The 16,496-nt window shown below is 45.9% G+C and carries 18 protein-coding genes; 16 read left to right on the forward strand and 2 right to left on the reverse strand.

Annotated elements, in window-relative coordinates; genetic code table 11:
• Positions 1-113 precede the first annotated feature (113 nt).
• The 15 genes from mnmG to priA all read left to right on the forward strand — a co-directional run bounded on the left by mnmG (position 114) and on the right by priA (position 15,152).
• Entirely contained in the window at positions 114-2,042 is a 1,929-nt protein-coding gene (gene mnmG, locus ICN14_RS06575) for a tRNA uridine-5-carboxymethylaminomethyl(34) synthesis enzyme MnmG (RefSeq protein ID WP_216225704.1), read from the forward strand.
• Complete coding sequence (gene rsmG, locus ICN14_RS06580; protein ID WP_216225705.1) at positions 2,032-2,694, forward strand: 16S rRNA (guanine(527)-N(7))-methyltransferase RsmG; 663 nt, start codon at positions 2,032-2,034, stop codon at positions 2,692-2,694. Before mnmG ends, rsmG begins: the two co-directional genes overlap by 11 nt.
• 24 nt (positions 2,695-2,718) lie before the next feature.
• Positions 2,719-3,489 (forward strand): ParA family protein, encoded by a 771-nt coding sequence (locus ICN14_RS06585; RefSeq protein ID WP_216225706.1) that lies wholly within the window; start codon positions 2,719-2,721, stop codon positions 3,487-3,489.
• A 22-nt stretch (positions 3,490-3,511) separates the two neighbouring features.
• A complete protein-coding gene (locus tag ICN14_RS06590; protein ID WP_216225707.1) occupies positions 3,512-4,399 on the forward strand; it encodes a ParB/RepB/Spo0J family partition protein in 888 nt (295 codons plus the stop codon).
• Positions 4,400-4,458: 59 nt separating this feature from the next.
• Positions 4,459-4,962, forward strand: coding sequence for an ATP synthase subunit I (locus ICN14_RS06595; protein WP_370624816.1), 504 nt, complete (start codon positions 4,459-4,461; stop codon positions 4,960-4,962).
• Positions 4,963-5,001: 39 nt separating this feature from the next.
• Positions 5,002-5,877, forward strand: a complete 876-nt coding sequence (gene atpB / locus ICN14_RS06600; RefSeq protein WP_216225708.1) for a F0F1 ATP synthase subunit A — start codon at positions 5,002-5,004, stop codon at positions 5,875-5,877.
• A gap of 46 nt (positions 5,878-5,923) precedes the next feature.
• Positions 5,924-6,190 carry a F0F1 ATP synthase subunit C gene (gene atpE, locus ICN14_RS06605; protein ID WP_012357116.1) on the forward strand — a complete coding sequence of 89 codons (267 nt, stop codon included), beginning with the start codon at positions 5,924-5,926 and terminating at the stop codon, positions 6,188-6,190.
• Positions 6,191-6,253: 63 nt separating this feature from the next.
• Positions 6,254-6,724, forward strand: a complete 471-nt coding sequence (locus ICN14_RS06610) for a F0F1 ATP synthase subunit B (protein ID WP_216225709.1) — start codon at positions 6,254-6,256, stop codon at positions 6,722-6,724.
• Position 6,725: 1 nt separating this feature from the next.
• Positions 6,726-7,262, forward strand: a complete 537-nt coding sequence (locus tag ICN14_RS06615; RefSeq protein WP_216225710.1) for a F0F1 ATP synthase subunit delta — start codon at positions 6,726-6,728, stop codon at positions 7,260-7,262.
• 45 nt (positions 7,263-7,307) lie between these two features.
• Entirely contained in the window at positions 7,308-8,849 is a 1,542-nt protein-coding gene (gene atpA / locus ICN14_RS06620; protein ID WP_216225711.1) for a F0F1 ATP synthase subunit alpha, read from the forward strand.
• A gap of 17 nt (positions 8,850-8,866) precedes the next feature.
• Positions 8,867-9,736: a F0F1 ATP synthase subunit gamma gene (gene atpG, locus ICN14_RS06625; RefSeq protein WP_215376411.1), complete on the forward strand. Its 870-nt coding sequence runs from the start codon at positions 8,867-8,869 to the stop codon at positions 9,734-9,736.
• 55 nt (positions 9,737-9,791) lie between these two features.
• A complete protein-coding gene (gene atpD / locus ICN14_RS06630; protein WP_072582052.1) occupies positions 9,792-11,192 on the forward strand; it encodes a F0F1 ATP synthase subunit beta in 1,401 nt (466 codons plus the stop codon).
• A 21-nt stretch (positions 11,193-11,213) separates the two neighbouring features.
• Complete coding sequence (locus ICN14_RS06635) at positions 11,214-11,630, forward strand: F0F1 ATP synthase subunit epsilon (RefSeq protein WP_015420208.1); 417 nt, start codon at positions 11,214-11,216, stop codon at positions 11,628-11,630.
• Between the two features lie 9 nt (positions 11,631-11,639).
• Positions 11,640-12,758 carry a uroporphyrinogen decarboxylase gene (gene hemE / locus ICN14_RS06640; RefSeq protein ID WP_216225951.1) on the forward strand — a complete coding sequence of 373 codons (1,119 nt, stop codon included), beginning with the start codon at positions 11,640-11,642 and terminating at the stop codon, positions 12,756-12,758.
• A 264-nt stretch (positions 12,759-13,022) separates the two neighbouring features.
• Positions 13,023-15,152, forward strand: coding sequence for a primosomal protein N' (gene priA, locus ICN14_RS06645; protein WP_216225712.1), 2,130 nt, complete (start codon positions 13,023-13,025; stop codon positions 15,150-15,152).
• Here the strand turns inward: priA and gcvH are convergent.
• Positions 15,149-15,541: a glycine cleavage system protein GcvH gene (gcvH, locus tag ICN14_RS06650; RefSeq protein ID WP_216225713.1), complete on the reverse strand. Its 393-nt coding sequence runs from the start codon at positions 15,539-15,541 to the stop codon at positions 15,149-15,151. The two genes, priA and gcvH, sit on opposite strands and share 4 nt — an antisense overlap.
• 73 nt (positions 15,542-15,614) lie before the next feature.
• On the opposite strand from gcvH, the gene ICN14_RS06655 reads away from it, so the two are divergent.
• Positions 15,615-16,253: an MBL fold metallo-hydrolase gene (locus ICN14_RS06655; protein WP_216863235.1), complete on the forward strand. Its 639-nt coding sequence runs from the start codon at positions 15,615-15,617 to the stop codon at positions 16,251-16,253.
• Between the two features lie 32 nt (positions 16,254-16,285).
• On the opposite strand, the gene ICN14_RS06660 is transcribed toward ICN14_RS06655, so the two are convergent.
• Positions 16,286-16,471, reverse strand: coding sequence for a hypothetical protein (locus ICN14_RS06660; RefSeq protein ID WP_112202563.1), 186 nt, complete (start codon positions 16,469-16,471; stop codon positions 16,286-16,288).
• Positions 16,472-16,496: the final 25 nt, after the last annotated feature.

Consider the following 16,496-nt stretch of genomic DNA (forward strand, 5'->3'; position numbering starts at 1 on the left):
AATTAAATCAATGGCTTATGAAATAATTACTATATTTATTGTTGTTTGAGTGAGCGTTTGTTTCACGTGAAACCTACAAAATGCTATGATCATCGCCCTATCTGAGGCAAATCATGCGTTATTCAAAGAACTTCGATGTCATTGTGGTTGGTGGTGGTCACGCCGGGACCGAGGCCGCCCTCGCTTCCGCACGCATGGGATGTGACACCCTTCTTATTACCCACAGTATTGAGAATTTAGGCGCCATGAGTTGTAATCCCTCAATTGGTGGGATTGGCAAAGGCCACTTAGTAAAAGAGATTGACGCTATGGGTGGCGCCATGGCGGCTGCTACCGATGAGGCTGGTATTCAGTTTCGGATATTGAATTCAAGCAAAGGTCCCGCTGTTCGTGCGACCCGCGCACAAGGTGATCGGGTTTTATATAAAGCGGCAATCCGCCGCCGCCTTGAGAACCAACAAAATCTGACCCTTTTTCAAGCTGCTGTAGATGACCTACTAGTTCAGGGTGATGAGGTTCAGGGCGTCCTTACACAGATGGGCCTCAAGTTTATGGCCAAAAAGGTAGTCCTAACAGCCGGCACCTTCTTGGATGGCAAGATTCATGTAGGCTTAAATAATTACGCGGGCGGTCGAGCTGGTGATCCAGCAGCCGCATCTTTGTCTGCCAGGTTGAAAGAGTTGAAGCTTCCCCAGGGAAGATTAAAGACGGGCACTCCACCGCGGATTGATGGTCGTACCATTGATTTCTCGGTCATGCTAGAGCAGCCCGGGGATTTAGATCCTGTGCCCGTTTTCTCATATTTGGGCCGACCTGAGCAACACCCAAAGCAGGTTCCTTGCTGGATTTCCCATACGAATGAGCAAACCCACGACATTATTCGGGGTGGTTTGGATCGTTCGCCAATGTATACGGGTGTTATTGAGGGGGTTGGCCCGCGCTATTGCCCTTCTATTGAGGACAAGATTCACCGCTTCGCCTCCAGAAATAGCCATCAAATCTTTTTGGAGCCAGAAGGCTTAACAACAAACGAGTTTTATCCCAATGGTATTTCTACCAGCCTTCCATTTGATGTTCAGTGGAATTTGGTGAGAAGCATCCGCGGACTAGAGTCTGCCGTGATCGTGCGCCCTGGCTATGCCATTGAGTACGATTTCTTTGATCCACGCCATTTACGCCATAGTTTAGAGACCAAAGCGATTGCCGGCCTGTATTTTGCCGGCCAGATTAATGGCACTACAGGCTATGAAGAGGCCGCAGCGCAGGGCATGCTCGCCGGTATTAATGCTGGTTTAGCAGCACAGGGCAAGGAGCCTTGGCTGCCTAAGCGTAGTGAGTCTTATATTGGTGTTTTAGTGGACGACCTGATTACTTTGGGCGTTCAAGAGCCTTATCGCATGTTTACTAGCCGTGCCGAATACCGCTTGAGCCTGCGTGAAGACAATGCAGATTTGCGCCTTACTACGATTGGCCGGGAGCTTGGTTTGGTAGACGACTATCGCTGGAATACATTCTGTAGAAAACAAGAGGCTGTTTCACGTGAAACATCCCGCCTGCAAGATATTTGGATTGGGCCAAAGCATGGATCCGCAAAGGCTGTCTCTGAGCTTTTGGGCCAAGATTTATCGCACGAGTGTAGTTTGGCTGATCTTTTGCGCCGCCCCGGCATCACTTATGAGGCAGTCACCAGTTTGGCGGATGGGCTTTGGTCACCAGGAACATTGGATGACGATTTAGGTTTGGCGCAGCAAATTAGCGACCAGGTTGAAATTTCTATTAAATATCAAGGCTATATAGATAGGCAAGCGGTTGAGATTGCCCGGCAAGAGCATAACGAGAGCTTCCCCTTGCCCGAGTCTTTGGACTACACCCAGGTGCTCGGCTTGTCTAAAGAGGTGCAACAAAAGCTCAATTTGCACAAGCCTGGTACTTTGGGCCAAGCTGGCAGGATCTCTGGAGTAACACCAGCCGCCCTCTCTTTGCTATTAGTACATCTTAAAAAGGGTTTAGGCCGCACCCAAGAAGAAACCCATGAGCAATGATTTGGTTTCTTTGGGGATTGAGGGTTTGGGTCTTGATCTCAGCCTCGCGAATATTGCAGATTTAGAGTTATTTTTGCAGGAAATGAGCCGCTGGAATCAGGTCCATAACTTGACTGCAATTGAGGGTGAAAAAAACTCAGTAAGATTGCATCTTATTGATTCTATTACAGTTTTACCTATGATGCGTCAATTTTTGGATCTACAAAACCCCAAAATCGCAGACCTCGGTTCGGGCGGTGGCTTGCCGGCAATTCCCATCGCCATCTTGCAGCCCGAGTGGCACGTTACCTTGATTGAGGCTATCCGCAAAAAAACGGCGTTCTTGCAACATGTGCGTGGCAAGTTGGGCTTAAAGAATATTCAGGTTCTGAGTGAGCGTGTCGAAGCGGTGGCTAAATCACAGCCCGGACAGTTTGATGCAGTGATTTCTAGGGCGTTTACTAATCTTGCCCATTTTTTAGAGCTTTCTCTTCCCCTTCTTAAGCCCAATGGATTGGTGTTTGCAATGAAGGCAAAGCGAGCGGATGAAGAGCTGCAAGATGTTTGTATGGATGACTGGCGTTTGGTGGCCGATGAGCCACTAGAGATTCCGAATTTGGCGGTGGAACGCAGGCTTTTGGTCTTATCCCCCGTGAGAAAATTACCCCTTTAAAGCACGACATTTTTAAGAAAAATTATGGCCAAAATATTTTGTATTGCAAATCAAAAAGGCGGGGTTGGTAAAACTACCACCGCGGTGAATTTGGCCGCTGGTTTAGCTGGACATCAGCAACGTGTTTTGTTGGTGGATTTAGATCCGCAAGGCAATGCCACGATGGGATCGGGAATTGAAAAAGCGGATCTCAATAGCACGGTATATCAAGTATTAATTGGCCTGTCATCAGTAAAAGAATCCGCAGTGCGATGCGAGAGTTCTGGCTACGATGTATTGCCAGCAAATCGTGATTTAGCTGGTGCAGAAATTGAATTGGTGGATTTAGATTCTCGTGAACAACGATTGAAGGATGCGCTTGCACTCGTAGCAAATGACTACGATTTTATTTTGATTGATTGTCCCCCTGCGCTATCTTTGTTAACACTCAATGGATTGTGCGCAGCGAACGGCGTGATCGTACCAATGCAATGTGAATATTTTGCATTGGAAGGATTGTCAGATTTGGTTAACACCATCAAACAAGTGCATGCAAATTTAAATCCTGACTTGGTGATCATTGGATTGTTACGTGTGATGTTTGATGCGCGCATGACATTGCAGCAACAAGTTTCCGATCAATTGCTTGAGCACTTTGGCGACAAAGTATTTAAGAGCATTATTCCCCGCAACGTCCGCCTGGCTGAAGCCCCATCCTACGGGCTTCCTGGGGTGGCGTTTGATAAGTCATCTCGCGGCGCTAAAGCTTACTTAGAGTTTGGTGCTGAGATGATTGAGCGCATCAAGCAAATGTAAAAACTAGGAACAAGAAAATATTATGGTTGCAATTAAGAAAAAAGGTTTGGGTCGTGGCTTAGAGGCGTTGCTTGGTGATAAGGCACAAAAAGAAACTACAGCTGAAATTAATCGCTTGCCATTAACTGCATTGCAGGCTGGAAAATATCAGCCGCGTCAAAAAATGGAAGCAGGCGCATTACAAGAGTTGGCTGAAAGTATTCGTGAGCAAGGAGTCATGCAGCCATTGTTAGTACGTTTGGTTGCTCCAGGCAAATACGAAATTATTGCGGGTGAACGTCGATTCCGTGCAGCAACTTTGGCGGGCTTAAAAGAGGTGCCTGTTTTAGTTTCTGGCGCTAACGATCAAGCTGCTGCAGCAATGGCTTTGGTTGAGAACATGCAGCGCGAAGATTTGAATCCGCTGGAAGAGTCTCAGGGCCTCGCAAGGTTAATTGAAGAGTTCGGCTTCACACATGAGCAGGCGGCAAAAGCGGTGGGCAAGTCACGTAGTGCCGTAACCAATTTATTGCGCTTAAATCAATTGGCAAAGCCGGTGCAAGCCATGCTCTTGGCTGGTGATATTGATATGGGCCATGCACGTGCACTCTTGCCTTTGCCTGGAGCAAGTCAGGTAGCTCTAGCGCAAAGAATTGCCGCCCAAGGTTTGTCGGTTCGTGAGGCGGAAAGAATGTCTGCTGCCTTAGCGCTTGCGGGGGGGCAGATTGGAGACAAAAAAGCCAAAATCCAAGCCGCTGGGGGTACACCGAGCCGTGATCCAGATATGCGTCGTTTAACCCAAGAAATCGCTGATTTGATAGGCTTAAATGCTGAATTTAAGTTCAAGGGCAAAGGTGGCGAGCTCAGAATTCGCTTCAGTCAATTTGACGAGCTAGATTCTTTGTTGAAAAAGCTGGGCGTCGAGGCATAAAAGTCACCAAAAATGGCCCTAAAACATTTGACCTATTGCAGTGCACACATTAAACTCACGTGGCTAAATTGATTCCTCAAAAAAATCGATTTTCCGAGGCAAATGACTGGGATGAGCCCGAAGAAGAGGTCTATCGGGTTTTAAGTAAAGAGGAAATGGCTGCGTTGCAAGCTAGCAATGCCGTTAAACGCCCCCCACTGTCGCCCTGGAGGATTTTGGCTGCCCAAGTTGCTGTTACTGTTGTCAGCATGGTGATTTGGTCAATTTTTGGGGAGCCGACAGGGGTAAGCCTTTATACTAAGTCTGCCTTTTTAGGTGGTTTAATTAGCGTCTTGCCTTCAGCCTTGTTTTTAACAAGGCTAGAGTTTGCAAAAAAAACGCAAATATTGAATCCAGGGAATTATTTGGCAGCATTAGTTTCGGGCGAATTTATCAAAATCGTCGTTACTTTGATGCTGTTTTTAGGGGTTGCATATTTGATCCCGGGCGTGCTTTGGGTCCCATTGTTGGTGACTTATGTACTTGCCCTTAAGTGTGTATGGCTGGCGTGGTTGTGGCGCTAAGAGTAATAAATGAGATTGAACCAAAGGACTAGTTAAGAGATGTCTAGCGAAGTAAACCAAGCCCACGCGGCAGCCGAGCAAATGACGCCAACAGCGTACATTTCTGAGCACTTACAAAACCTCAACAATTCAGGCGGACCACAGTCGTCCATTATTGATTTCAGCATCATCAATTTAGATACTATTTTTTGGGCATCCCTCATGGGCTTGCTCACTGTATTCATTTTGTTGATTGCAGCGCGTCGTGCAACCCCAGGCGTACCAGGCCGCTTCCAGTGCTTTATCGAAATGATTGTCGAGATGGCTGAGACACAATCGAAGAGCATTGTTCATGGCGACCGCTCTTTCATTGCCCCACTTGCCCTGTTCGTATTCTTTTGGATCATCCTTTTAAATACCCTCGACTTGATTCCAGTGGATTGGGTCTTAGGCGTCAATCACTTCATCGAAAGTTTTGGTGTTCATGTTCCGCACCATAAGGTTGTTCCTACAACCGATCTAAATGCGACCATGGGCATGTCCATGTCTGTTTTGCTTTTGGTTTTCTTCTACAGCTTCAAGGTAAAAGGTTTTGGCGGCTTCTTGCATGAGCTCGTCTCTGCTCCGTTTGGCGCGAAGTGGTACTTGGCACCATTCAACCTTGCTTTGAACATCATCGAATATCTTGCTAAAGGTGTTTCTTTGGGAATGCGACTGTTTGGCAATATGTATGCCGGCGAGTTAGTTTTCTTATTGATCGCATTGCTAGGTAGCGTGTGGACGTTTAATTTTGATTTATCCCTGTTCGGATTGGTGGGCCATGTTATTGCTGGATCAGCTTGGGCCATCTTCCACATTTTGGTTATTTTGTTGCAAGCCTTTATTTTCATGATGCTGACCTTGGTCTACATCGGGCAAGCGCATAGCCACCACTAAGATTTTCTATTTTTAACTTATCCCTTTAACTTCAGGAGTCAGCAACATGCAACAATTTCTCGCAAACATTCAAGGTTTCACAGCAATCGCTATCGGCATCATCATCGGCCTCGGCGCGATCGGCGCTTGTTTAGGTATTGCATTGATGGGCGGCAAGTACATCGAAGCTTGTGCACGTCAACCAGAATTGATGGAGCCACTCCAAACTAAGATGTTCCTTTTGGCTGGTTTGATCGACGCTGCGTTTTTGATCGGCGTTGGTGTTGCAATGTTGTTTGCTTTCGCAAACCCACTGCTCGCAGTTATTAAGTAATTGTTTTGGCGTGGATGACCACCGGGTCATCCAACCGTTCTCAACAATACTGAAAGGAATATCGTGAATCTGAACGCGACCCTATTCGCGCAAATGATCGTTTTCTTCGTCTTATGGTGGGTTGTTGCACGCTTTGTGTGGCCACCGCTAGTTAAGGCGTTAGATGAACGTTCAAGCAAAATTGCTGACGGCTTAGCGGCTGCCGAGCGCGGTAAAGAAGCACTCGCTTTAGCAAGCAATGAAGCAGAGCAAGAATTAACTAAAGCACGCCAAGAAGGTGTGCAGCGTGTTGCAGAAGCAGAAAAACGTGCGCAAATGTCCGCTGAAGAAATTCGCGCCAACGCACAAGCTGAAGCAGCTCGCATTATTTCTCAAGCTAAGCAAGATGCAGATCAACAAGTAACTCGTGCACGTGAAGTGTTGCGCGCTGAAGTTGCTGTTTTGGCTGTTAAAGGTGCCGAGCAAATTTTGCGTCGTGAAGTTGATGCAAAAACACACGGTGCATTGCTTGATCAACTAAAGGCAGAACTTTGATATGGCTGAATTAGCCACGATTGCACGCCCTTACGCGGAAGCACTTTTTCAAAGTGCTAAGCCTGCTGAGCTTGCTACTTGTTTAGAGCAGCTAAATGAATTGGCGCAGCTAGCTGCATTGCCAGAAGTTGCTGCTTTATCAAACAATCCAAAAGTATCTGCAGATGATTTAAGCAAATTGCTTTCCGGCATGGTGAAGACAAAGCTGGATGGCAAAATCGCAAGCTTTTTAAATCTTGTAAATCAAAACCATCGCTTATCTGCTATTCCTGAAATTGCTAGTCAATTTGAGGCAATGAAGAATCAGAGCGAAGGCGCAGCAGAAGTAATGATTACTAGCGCATTCCCATTAGAGGGTTCTGCGTTGAATGATTTGTTGTCAAGTTTGAAGAAGCGCTTTGGGGGTAAAGAATTGCGCCCAACTATTCAAGTAGATCCTGCGTTGATTGGCGGAGTTCGCATTCAAGTTGGAGATGAGGTGTTGGATAGTTCAGTTAAAGCACAGTTAGCTCAAATGCAAGCAAGTCTTGGCGCATAAGTTATCCCTATTAAGAACATACGAAATAAGACCCAGGAGTAAGTAATGCAACTCAACCCTTCCGAGATCAGTGAACTGATCAAAAGCCGAATTAGCGAAATGGGTGTTGATTCCCAACTTCGCAACGAAGGCACTGTAATTTCAGTGACCGACGGTATTTGCCGCGTACATGGCTTGTCTGGTGTTATGCAGGGCGAAATGTTGGAATTCCCTAACAACACAATCGGCCTCGCGTTGAACCTTGAGCGTGATTCAGTTGGTGCTGTGGTGTTGGGTGAGTACACCCACATTAAAGAAGGCGACCCAGTTAAATGTACTGGCCGCATTTTGGAAGTCCCAGTTGGCCCAGAGTTGCTAGGTCGCGTTGTAAACGCACTTGGTCAACCGATTGATGGCAAAGGCCCAATCAATACTAAGTTAACTGACTTTATCGAAAAAGTTGCTCCAGGCGTTATCGCACGTCAATCCGTTAGTCAGCCAGTTCAAACTGGTTTGAAGGCGATTGATGCAATGGTTCCAATCGGCCGTGGTCAGCGCGAGTTGATCATTGGTGACCGTCAAACAGGTAAGACAGCAGTTGCAGTTGACGCGATCATTAACCAAAAAGGTAAAGGTGTTTATTGCGTTTACGTTGCGATTGGTCAAAAAGCTTCTACTATTGCTAACGTTGTTCGCAAGCTCACTGAGCTTGGCGCAATGGAATACACCGTTGTTGTAGCAGCAAGTGCTTCTGAGTCTGCAGCGATGCAGTACCTCTCTGCATATGCAGGTTGCACAATGGGTGAATACTTCCGCGATCGCGGTGAAGATGCATTGATTGTTTATGACGATTTAACAAAACAAGCTGTTGCATACCGTCAGATTTCTTTGCTCTTGCGCCGCCCACCAGGTCGCGAAGCTTACCCTGGCGACGTGTTCTACCTCCACTCACGTTTGTTAGAGCGCGCTGCTCGTGTAAACGCCGAGTACGTAGAGAAATTTACAAACGGTTCAGTAAAAGGTAAGACGGGTTCTTTGACCGCATTGCCAATTATTGAAACTCAAGCTGGTGACGTTTCTGCATTCGTTCCAACCAACGTAATTTCGATTACCGATGGCCAGATCTTCTTGGAAACTGACTTGTTTAACGCTGGCGTACGTCCTGCGATTAACGCCGGTATTTCTGTGTCACGTGTTGGTGGTGCAGCTCAAACTAAAGTCATTAAGAAATTGTCTGGCGGTATTCGTACCGACTTGGCGCAATATCGTGAATTAGCAGCGTTTGCTCAGTTCGCTTCCGATCTTGACGAAGCAACTCGTAAGCAGTTAGAGCGCGGTCGTCGTGTTACGGAATTGTGTAAGCAAGCTCAGTACAAGCCTTTGCAAGTTTGGGAAATGGCTGCGTCGCTCTACGCTGTTAACAACGGCTACTTTGATGACCTCGAAGTGAAAAACGTATTGCCATTCGAAAAAGGTTTGCAAGATCATTTGAAATCTAAATACGCTGATTTAGTTGGCCGTATTGAAGAGACTAAAGACTTGAGCAAAGATGACGAAGCTGCTTTGCGTGCTGCAATTGAGGATTACAAGCGTTCAGCCTCTTTCTAAGAGGGCTCGCATAAATCATGGCAAGCACAAAAGAGATACGATCTAAGATCAAGAGCGTGCAAAACACGCGCAAGATCACGAAGGCAATGGAAATGGTCGCCGCATCCAAGATGCGTCGCGCCCAAGAGCGCATGCGTAATGCGCGTCCATATGCTGAAAAAATTCGTGAGATTGTTGCCAATCTTTCCAAAGCAAATCCTGAGTTCCGCCCTGCTTACATGGCAACTCGTGAAGTGAAGAAAATTGGCACGATCTTGGTAACAACAGACAAAGGTTTGTGCGGGGGTTTAAATACCAACGTATTGCGTCTGATTGCAAACCAAGTGCGCGATATGGAAGGCAGCAATGTTGGCATTGAATACACTGCCATCGGTTCAAAAGGCCTCCAGTTTTTAAATCGCTCTAAAGCAAAACTTATTTCTCAAACAATTCAGATTGGTGATACACCACATATGGATGTTTTAATTGGTGCAATTACCGCCCAATTGGAAGCGTTTGAGCGCGGCGAAATTGATGCTGTTTATTTGGCATACACCCGCTTTGTTAACGCAATGAAACAAGAGCCTGTTTTAGAAAAACTCTTACCTTTGGAGCCTGCTGCATTAACTCCAGAAGAGAAGGCAGGAAATTCTTGGGATTACATCTACGAACCAGATGCAGAGTCTATTTTGAATGGCTTGCTCAAGCGTTACGTAGAGGCAATGATTTATCAAGCTGTTGCTGAGAATATGGCTTCAGAACAATCTGCACGTATGGTCTCTATGAAGGCCGCTTCAGATAATGCGAAGAATGTAATCGGCGAATTGCAATTGGAATACAACAAGACACGACAGGCTGCTATTACTAAAGAGTTGTCAGAGATTGTTGGCGGAGCGGCTGCTGTTTAAGCGGTCAGCGTTTAGGAATACGAAAGAATTCAGGAATTAAAAGCGGAGAAATGCGATGAGTAACGGAAATATCGTGCAGTGTATCGGTCCAGTGGTGGACATTCAGTTCCCACGCGACAAAATGCCAAACATTTATGATGCGTTGACATTAGTTGATAGCGGCGAAAAATCATTTGCTGAAAAAGGCTTGACCTTTGAAGTGCAGCAACAGATCGGCGACGGCGTAGTTCGCGCGATTGCCATGGGTGCAAGCGATGGTTTGCGTCGTGGCATGGAAGTGAAGTCTACCGGTGGTCCAATTTCTGTGCCTGTTGGCCCAGCAACATTGGGTCGCATCATGGACGTTTTAGGTCGCCCAATTGATGATGCAGGCCCGATTGCTACCGAAGAGCGTCGCGCAATTCACCAGCCAGCGCCAAAGTTTGATGAACTCTCCCCGTCTGTTGACTTGTTAGAAACCGGTATTAAGGTTATTGACTTAGTTTGCCCGTTTGCTAAAGGCGGTAAGGTCGGCTTGTTCGGTGGTGCGGGTGTTGGTAAGACCGTGAACATGATGGAATTGATTAACAACATCGCTAAGCAACACTCAGGGTTATCTGTGTTTGCTGGTGTTGGTGAGCGTACTCGTGAAGGTAATGACTTCTATCACGAGATGAAAGAATCTAACGTTATCGACAAAGTAGCGATGGTGTTTGGTCAGATGAATGAACCTCCTGGCAACCGTTTACGCGTTGCGTTGACTGGTTTGACAATGGCTGAAGCTTTCCGTGATGAAGGCCGTGACATTTTGTTCTTCGTTGACAATATTTATCGCTACACACTCGCAGGTACTGAGGTATCAGCGTTGTTAGGTCGTATGCCTTCAGCTGTGGGTTATCAGCCTACTTTGGCTGAAGAAATGGGTAAGTTGCAAGAGCGTATTACTTCAACTAAGACTGGCTCCGTTACATCTATTCAGGCCGTTTACGTTCCTGCGGATGACTTGACTGACCCGTCACCAGCAACAACCTTCTTACACTTAGACTCCACAGTTGTGTTGTCACGTGATATTGCTGCTTTGGGTATTTACCCAGCGGTTGATCCATTGGATTCAACTAGCCGTCAGCTTGATCCACAAGTCGTTGGTCAAGAACACTATGAAGTTGCCCGTGAAGTTCAGATGACATTGCAACGCTACAAAGAGTTGCGCGACATTATTGCAATTTTGGGTATGGACGAGTTGTCACCAGAAGATAAATTATCTGTGTCACGTGCACGTAAGATTCAACGTTTCTTGTCCCAGCCTTTCCACGTTGCTGAAGTATTTACTGGTTCACCAGGCAAATACGTTCCATTGAAAGAAACTATCCGTGGTTTCAAAATGATTTGTAGCGGCGAATTGGATCACTTGCCTGAGCAAGCGTTCTACATGGTGGGTTCAATTGATGAAGCCATCGAGAAAGCTAAGAAGCTTTAATCGAACTCATCTAGGGAAATTATGTCAACCATACGCGTCGATGTAGTAAGTGCTGAGCAATCTATTTTCAGCGGTGAAGCCAAGTTTGTTGCGCTTCCCGGTGAGAATGGAGAGCTCGGTATTTTGCGCGGCCACACTCCTTTGATTACACGCATTCGTCCAGGTTCAGTTCGTATTGAAAAAGCTGACGGGGATGAAGAGTTTGTATTCGTTGCGGGCGGCTATTTAGAAGTTCAGCCTGATCATGTCACTGTATTGGCAGACACTGCTATTCGCGGCCATGATTTAGATGAAGCTAAAGCTAACGAAGCTAAGAAGCGCGCTGAAGAAGCTATGCAAAATCGTGGTACTGACTTTGATCTGGCATTGGCTCAATCAGAGTTTGCAATGGCGGCGGCACAGCTTGCAGCTATTGCTCGTTTCCGTCGTAAAAAGTAAGAGCCGGTCATCTCCTTGTTGTTAAATGATCGGTTTTTAAAAGCCTGCTTGGGCGAAGCGGTTGATCAAACTCCGCTTTGGCTCATGCGCCAAGCAGGCCGTTATCTACCTGAGTACAACGCTACTCGCGCAAGAGCTGGAAGCTTTCTCGGCCTTGCTAAAAACCCAGCCTACGCTACTGAAGTAACGCTCCAGCCATTGGATCGCTATCCATTAGATGCAGCAATTTTGTTCTCTGACATTTTGACCATACCTGATGCAATGGGTTTAGGTTTGAAATTTACTGCTGGTGAAGGCCCTAGTTTTGATCATCCCCTTCGCACAGAAGAGGCAGTAAAAAAATTACGTGTTGCGGATATGGATCAGCTCAAATATGTTTTTGATGCTGTGTCTGAAATTCGAAAAGCACTGATTCAGGATGGTAAGCAGCGCGTTCCTTTAATCGGTTTCTCTGGAAGCCCATGGACACTAGCTTGCTACATGATTGATGGTTCGGGCTCTGATGATTTCCGTCACGCCAAGACCATGATGTTTAGCCGCCCTGATTTACTTGAGCATATTCTTGAAATTAACGTGCAGTCTGTTGCCGCATATTTAATTGAGCAGGTTAAAGCCGGTGCACAAGCGCTGATGATTTTTGATACTTGGGGAGGTTTACTCCCCGATGGTTGGTATCAACGCATGTCTTTGGCCGCCATGCAAAAAGTGATCGCGCTATTACCTCGTGAGCATGAGGGACGTAAGATCCCAATCATTATGTTTACTAAAGGCGGTGGAATTTGGTTGAATGATATGGCTCAGGTCGGCGCAGATGTTATTGCGATCGACTGGACTATGCGCTTAAGTCGAGCCCGCAAGCAGCTAATAGAAATTAATAAGCCGCTGGCACTGCAGGGTAATTTAGACCCGCTTATTTTGTTTTCGGAGCCAAATCAAATCTCGGCAGCTGCCGAAGCTCTTTTGAATGATTTGGCTGGCGCCCCCGCGCTAAAACCAGGGCTTCATTCGCTCGATGGCCATATCTTTAATCTTGGTCACGGCATTAATCAATTCACCCCGCCCGAAAGCGTAGTGGCATTATCTGAGACTGTAATTTCCAAGTCAAAAGCCCTGCGGGCAGCGAAATAAGCACAAGTAATTACTAACTTTAGCCAATATTTCTGTAAAAGTTATGCACAGAAATGTGCAGAATCATAAATACAGTGAGATTCGTGATAATTATGAACTTTCACCTTTAGTAATCAATGTAACTTATTGATTTATATAGATAATAAACATAATGCTGATTTTCTATGCAAAATAGCATTCCTATAAAATAAGCATATAAATCTAAAACAGCGAATGATATCCACAGACTTATCCACAGGATAAGATGGAAAAATTAAGTAAATGATGCCCAAGCCCATCGTTGTGCAGGTAGTGATAGATAAGCCTTTGGCCCAGGGATTTGACTATCTGTGGGATGCTGAAAAATTAGGCAAATTACCAGAGATTGGCAATGTGGTTGAAGTATCTTTTGCCAGATCTAAGGCAGTTGGGCTCGTTATAAAAGTGAGTAATCACTCCGGATTTGATTTAGAGAAACTCAAACCTGTGGACCGCCTTGCTCCACTCCCTGTATTCGACCCAGCCTTATTGCGCTTGATGAATTTTGCAAGTCAGTATTACGTCCATGCTTTGGGAGAAACGATATTGCCGGTTATTCCACAGATGTGGAAAAAGGCCGATGATTGGGAAAAGATCCCAGAGAAATTGGAGTCAGCAGAAAAGAAAAGCAAAAAAAAGATAGAAGTGATACCAGAAGGACTGATCACCTTCAATCAGTTGAACGAAGAGCAAAAAAAAGCATTACAGGAATTGTTGGCGGGTGGTGCAAAAGAAAATCAATTTAGAGCAATCTTATTGCAGGGCCAAACAGGCAGCGGTAAGACCGCAGTTTTTTTGAATTGGCTAGCAAGCATTCTCAAAGATGAAAGTGCCCAAGTGTTATTGCTGGTGCCGGAAATTAATTTAACACCGCAATTAGAGCGCCGCGTGAAAGCCTATTTTCCAGAGAAAAAAATGGCTGTTCTGCATAGCGGCGTCAGTGAAAAGAAAAGGGGCATTGCTTGGTATGAAGCAATGACAGGCAAAGCGCAAATTATTCTAGGAACAAGGTTGGCAGCTTTAACGCCAATGCCAAACTTACGCGCTATCGTGGTAGATGAAGAGCATGACACATCATACAAACAACAAGATGGTACGCGTTACTCTGCAAGAGATTTAGCAATCTGGCGCGCTCACGATCAAAAAATTCCTATTCTCTTGTCTTCGGCTACGCCATCATTAGAGACTTGGCTGGCCGCTAAATCGAGTCGATATGAATATATTCGGCTGGATCAACGGGCGCAGGGTGCAAGCTTGCCAAGTGTGCATCTTATAAATACGCGAGATCCACAAAATCAATTTAGTCCAGGTGATGTAGGCGCACCAAAGGAAAAAAGCCTAATCACCAAAACACTTGCAAACGCTATTAGCAAATCCCTCGCAGCAAAAAAACAATGCTTAATTTTGATTAATCGTCGCGGCTATGCGCCCGTTCTCAGCTGCTCAGCATGCAATTGGTTGTCAAAATGTACCCAGTGCTCAACCTACACCGTAATGCATAAAGCTGGTGCATTAGGAAAGCGATCGGTATTGAGTTGTCATCACTGTGGGCTGGTAAAGCCGATTCCACAGTTTTGCCCAGACTGTGGCAATGCTGATTTAAAAACTTTAGGCCATGGCACACAAAAGCTAGAAGACGCCATTGAGGAAATGTGGCCACAAGCTAGAGTGCTACGGGTCGATACAGATTCAAGCAGAAAGAGTAAGGGCGCAGAAGCGCTCTTTCAGGAAATACATGATGGCAATGTAGATATTGTCGTTGGCACTCAAATGATTGCCAAAGGCCATGACTATCAAAACATTGGATTGGTTGCAGTCTTAGATGCGGATAGTCGACTTTATTCAGCTGATTTCAGGGCGGCTGAAAGATTATTTGCTCAGTTGGTGCAGGTTGCTGGTCGTGCGGGAAGGTCGGGCACTAGTGGTGAAGCGGGTGGAGATATTTACATTGAAACGCAGTACCCAGAGTCACCGGTATTTCAGTATTTACTTAGACATGATGTGGATGGCTTTTTAGCATTTACTGCGAGTGAGCGTGAAGAGGCAAAATTACCTCCCTACTCTTATCAAGCTCTTATTCATGCTGAAGGTAAAATCCTAGATAAGGCGATTCAGTTTTTGAATGAGCTAAAAGCACGCATGAAAAGTAGAGGCATGATTACTAAAGAATTAAAGGTCTATGACCCTGTGCCTAAGCCAGTGATGAGAGTAGCAGGCTCAGAGCGCGCCCAACTGCTTATTGAATCGGGTAATCGGAAGGCCCTGCAAGAGGCTCTTGAAATGGTTGATCAAGAGCTACGTCAAGATTCCGCAGGAAGAATTAGTAAAACATCGCGCATTCGTTGGCTGGTAGAGCGCGACCCAATTTCTATTTAAGCACCTGGCCCAGATTCATATTGCGCAAGAGGCATCAAGGCGTTGAGTTCTGTAGTCAGAGATTCAGTTGATGTCGGTTTAATTTTAAACAGCCAAACTGCATAGGGCTTTGTGTTTACGATTTCAGGGCTTGCATCCATCTCTTCATTGAGGGCGACAATCTCACCGCTAATAGGAGTATGAATATCACTCGCCGCTTTAACGGACTCGATTGCAGAGATAGCCTCACCCTGCTTTACTAATTGCCCAATTTTCGGTGCCTGAAAAAACATCACATCACCTAAAGCTTCTTGCGCATGATTGCTGATGCCGACCCAAACCAGTCCATCATCTTCAGTGCTGGCCCACTCATGTGTTTCTGCGAATTTAAATGTGTCTTGAGTTTTCATTGTGTATCCTGTGAGATGTATTCTAGCGTCTTTGCCATAAACTAGTGGCTAATCAATTTAAGTATTTTTATCTATGCCGATCAAATTAGGAATTGTTCCCGTTACTCCATTCGAGCAAAACTGTTCTATCTTGGTTTGCCAAGAAACTGGCGATGCGGCGGTGGTGGATCCAGGGGGTGATATTGACAAGATCTTGGATGCCGTTAAACAAATGGGTGGTACCGTTAAAAAGATCTTACTCACTCACGGACACCTTGATCATTGTGCTGCAGCTAAGGACTTATCGGATCAATTGGGCGTGCCTATTGAAGGCCCACAAATTGCTGAACAGTTTTGGTTAGATCAATTGCCCGAGCAAACTGTACGATTTGGATTTGGTCATGCAAAAGCATTTGTGCCTACTCGCTGGTTAGAGGATGGCGATCACGTACAAGTTGGTAATGTTGATTTAGAAGTTTTGCATTGTCCTGGGCACACGCCTGGACATATTGTCTTCTTTGATAAAGAAGATCGTTTGGCTTTAGTGGGCGATGTACTTTTTGCTGGATCAATAGGAAGAACAGATTTTCCGCGCGGCAATCATGCCGATTTAATTAATGCGATTAAGACAAAGTTATGGCCGCTAGGTGACGACGTGCAGTTTGTTCCGGGGCACGGGCCTATGTCGACTTTTGGCAAAGAGCGCCAAACAAATCCCTACGTAGGGGATTGATAAAACTTAAAGTGGGGACGCCTAATTAAGAATTAGGCTTTTGCTGAGCCGGTGCGATGTGTGCGGTTATACAAACAGCTAGCGCAAATCCAACGTTGCTTACGATTGCTCGTCGGAATCCATGTGCCACCTTCCAGGCGCTTTTCGCGACTGCATGAAGAGCAAAACTTAAGGCTCTGTGAGGTTTCTTGGGTAGCAGCTGGAGTCGAGGTAGTCATGGGCAATCCGGGTAAGCCAAATCTT

This window comes from Polynucleobacter sp. MG-27-Goln-C1 (genome assembly GCF_018881905.1).
In the GTDB taxonomy this organism is placed as follows: Bacteria; Pseudomonadota; Gammaproteobacteria; order Burkholderiales; family Burkholderiaceae; genus Polynucleobacter.